Raw genomic sequence first — 700 nt, 5'->3', positions numbered from 1 at the left:
AGGAGGTGTTCCTATGGCAAACCCGGGACAACCCACGATTCGCCTGGGCGCGAGTGGGCCTACCGTCACAAGGGCGCAGCGGGCGCTCAACCGTTCCGAGCCCGGAGAGCGGCTCCTGCCGGACGGCATATTCGGACCGAAGACCGACGCCGCCGTACGGGACTTTCAGAAGGCCAACCAACTTCCGGTCGACGGGATCGTGGGCCCGAGGACGTGGGCGGCGCTGCCGAATGGTGGTCCGATGCCGCTGCTGAAAGAGGGCTCGACAGGCGAGGTCGTCAGCCGTCTGCAACAGATACTGGAAAACGGCGGCTTCTCGCCGGGGCCGGTAGACGGTAAATTCGGTCCTCGTACCAGGGCTGCCGTCGAGGCGTTTCAGAGCAATGCCGGGCTGTCGCCGGACGGAGTGGTGGGCGACTTCACCTGGCAGACGTCGTTGCATGCGGCCGGGCAGACGCTGGAAAGAGCTGTTGGGCTCCAGTTCGTCCAAGATTGAGTTCGCCGTTCAACCCCCGGATGGTGGTCTCTGGCGGTCAGTGCACCGTCCAACCGTGCTGGGAACAGGGGGCTCGGTACGCTTGATCGCGATCGGGCGGGCTCCTGACCGCTGGAGACCGCCCAATCGGCTGAGGGCGCCAGCACACCGCTCGACCGTCCATATCGACCTTCGCACCGCCGTTCTTGCCTCGCCGTCTGCATT

Annotated in this window: 1 protein-coding gene; it reads left to right on the top strand. The window is 65.6% G+C overall.

The window, feature by feature from the left end:
* Nucleotides 1–496, top strand: a 496-nt coding sequence (locus MJ783_RS08750) for a peptidoglycan-binding protein (protein WP_239309876.1), incomplete at its 5' end; no start/stop codon positions are given.
* Nucleotides 497–700 lie beyond the last annotated feature (204 nt).

The sequence above is a fragment of the Protofrankia sp. Cj3 genome (assembly GCF_917627355.1).
Lineage (GTDB): Bacteria > Actinomycetota > Actinomycetes > Frankiales > Frankiaceae > Protofrankia.
The sequence above is the reverse complement of the archived record's forward strand: the minus strand, read 5'-3'. Positions and strand labels throughout refer to the sequence as shown.